The following is a 2,609-nucleotide window of genomic DNA, read 5'->3' as shown; positions in this document are numbered from 1 at the left end:
GTGTTGGCCAAGGGCAGCCCTTGCGACCGGCCGGTGGCGCAAGCGGCGCGGTTCAAGGCGGGCGACGCCGTGCGGACCAAAAACTTCAACCCGACCGGCCACACGCGGCTGCCGCGCTACGCACGCGGCAAGCACGGCGTGATCGAGGCGGTGCACGACGGTTTTGTTTTTCCCGACAGCAACGCGCATGGACACGGCGAAAATCCGCAATGGGTCTACACCGTGGTTTTCGAAGGATCGGAGATCTGGGGCGAGGGGGCCGACCCGACGCTACGCGTGTCGATAGACGCCTGGGAGAGCTATCTTGAGCCGGCGTGAAGAACTGCCGCCAGGTTTCGACGAGCCGGTGTTCGCCGAGCCGTGGCAGGCCGAGGCCTTCGCCATGACGGTGGCGCTGCACGACAAGGGCCTGTTTTCGTGGAGCGAGTGGGCGCAGGCGCTGTCGAGCGAAGTGAAAAGACCGGGCGCCGCAGCGGACGGCCATGATTATTACGAACATTGGCTGGCGGCGCTGGAAAGCCTGCTTGCCTCGAAGGGACTGGCCGCCAAGGCCGATGTCGACGCGATGGCTGAGGCCTGGGAGCGCGCGGCACATGCCACCCCGCACGGCAAGCCGATCCTGCTGGAGAACGATCCTGGACCCTGACAGCAGGCTGCGAGCAGCCAGGCCAAAAAGATCAGTTTAGTCTTCCGTTATCTCAGTCCGGATTTCGCTCCTGCACTCAGTTGCAAATATTGGGGCCACCAGCGACCATATCCCCATGATGGAAAAGCCTGCCGCGCCCTGGCCTTTGCTGCAAATCGCGATCGAGCCGAAATCGAAGGCCGATCAGGAGCGGCTGCGTATCGCCTTGGCGAAGCTGGCGGACGAGGATGCTTTCTTCCGCGTCATGCAAGACGAGGAATCGGGCCAGACCATTATCGCCTTCATGGACGAACTCCACCTCGACATCATCATTGACCACCTGCGTCGCGAGTCCCAGGTCGATGTGAATATTGGTTCTCCACAAGTGGCCTATCGCGAGACGATCACCCGTACGCACAAGCAGGACTTCACGCACAAGAGGCAGTCCGGCGGCACCGGTCAGTTCGCCCGCGTCAAGATCATGTTCGAGCCGAACGCGGACAGCGCGGACTCCGTGTTCGAGTCCAGGATCGTCGGTGGTGCGCTTCATGGCGAATACATTGCGGGCGTCGAAAAGGGGCTGCGCAGCATATTGTCCTCAGGTCCATTTGCGGGCTTCCCGATGATCGGCGTCAAGGCGGTGCTGATGGATGGCGCTTTTCACGATACCGATTCCTCGGCTCTGGCTTTCGAGATCGCCGGCCGCGCCTGCTTTCGCGAAGCCGCGCCACGCCTCGGCGTGCAGTTGCTCGAGCCGATCATGAAGGTCGAAGTAATGACTTCAGCAACCCATGTCGGCAACGTCATCGCCGAACTGCAAAGCCGCCGTGGCCAGATCCTGAGTCGGGAAATCCGCGGCGTGGTCGTCGTCGTCAACGCGACAGTGCCGCTTAGAAATATGTCCAAGCTGGAGGATGCACTCCGGTCCTGTTCGAACGGGCAGGCACGGTTGAGCGTCAGCTATGCCGGATACGCTCCCGTTCCGCTACCACCCGACGACCGCGACCCGCGGGCCGCCATGGCCATTGCCTGAATTTCGCTTCCAGCCGACGTGGTCGATTGTTCCCTTTACGTTCTTGTCTGTGCCTGATAGCCTGACCCGTCGGCGGCACTTAAGCGTCCCGGCGCATCGATGATGATGGCGGCTGTCTTGTCTTTCCCTTGCGAATCCGGTCTCTCGCGCTGATGGAATTCTCTCCCCAACAGGACGAGGCGCTGCAAGCGGTCGCCCGCTGGCTGAAGATCGGCCAGCCGCAGCTGTTCCGGCTGTTCGGCTATGCCGGCACCGGCAAGACGACGCTGGCGCGCTATTTCGCCGAGCATGTCGACGGCCAGGTGCAGTTCGCCGCCTTCACCGGCAAGGCCGCGCAGGTGCTGCGCTCCAAGGGCGCGGTCAATGCGCGTACCATCCATTCGCTGATCTACCGGCCGAAAGGCGAGGAATCGGTGTCGGACGAAATCACCGGCAAGACGTCGATGTCGCCGACTTTTTCGCTCAACCGGCAGAGCCCGATCTCGCGGGCCAAGCTGGTCGTCATCGACGAATGTTCGATGGTCGACGAGCAACTCGGCCGCGACCTGATGAGTTTCGGCACGCCGATCCTGGTGCTTGGCGACCCCGGCCAGTTGCCGCCGATCTCGGGCGGCGGCTTCTTCACCGACCACGAGCCGGATTTTCTGCTCACCGAAATCCACCGGCAGGCGCGCGACAACCCGATCCTGCGGCTGGCGCTCGATGTGCGCGAGGGCCGCGAGTTCATGCGTGGCGACTATGGCACGGCGCAGGTGATCGGCAAGGAAGACGTTACCCAGGAACTGGTGCTGAAGGCGGACCAGGTGCTGGTCGGCACCAATCGCACGCGGCGCCGCTACAATCAGCGGCTGCGCGAGCTCAAGGGCTTCAACGCCGACTATCCGCAGGCCGGCGACAAGCTCGTCTGCCTGCGCAACGATCCGGCAAAGGGCCTGCTCAACGGCTCGCTGT

At 63.1% G+C, this 2,609-nt stretch carries 3 protein-coding genes and 1 pseudogene; all 4 read left to right on the top strand.

Annotation, left to right across the window (positions count from 1 at the left end; translation table 11 throughout):
* The coding region (locus tag EN884_RS32420; RefSeq protein ID WP_128360984.1) for an SH3-like domain-containing protein at window positions 1-318 on the top strand (318 nt) is incomplete at its 5' end.
* On the top strand, window positions 305-646 hold the full coding sequence (locus EN884_RS32415; protein WP_063168265.1) for a nitrile hydratase accessory protein: 342 nt from the start codon (window positions 305-307) through the stop codon (window positions 644-646). The genes EN884_RS32420 and EN884_RS32415, both read left to right, overlap by 14 nt.
* A gap of 115 nt (window positions 647-761) precedes the next feature.
* A pseudogene (gene fusA, locus EN884_RS32410) lies at window positions 762-1,658 on the top strand (elongation factor G); the annotation flags it as partial.
* A gap of 152 nt (window positions 1,659-1,810) precedes the next feature.
* A partial coding sequence (locus EN884_RS32405) for an ATP-dependent RecD-like DNA helicase (protein ID WP_128360983.1) occupies window positions 1,811-2,609 on the top strand: 799 nt, incomplete at its 3' end.

This window comes from Mesorhizobium sp. M7A.F.Ca.AU.001.01.1.1 (assembly GCF_004022735.1).
GTDB lineage: Bacteria > Pseudomonadota > Alphaproteobacteria > Rhizobiales > Rhizobiaceae > Mesorhizobium > Mesorhizobium ciceri.
This window is presented reverse-complemented; position numbering and strand designations above follow the sequence as displayed.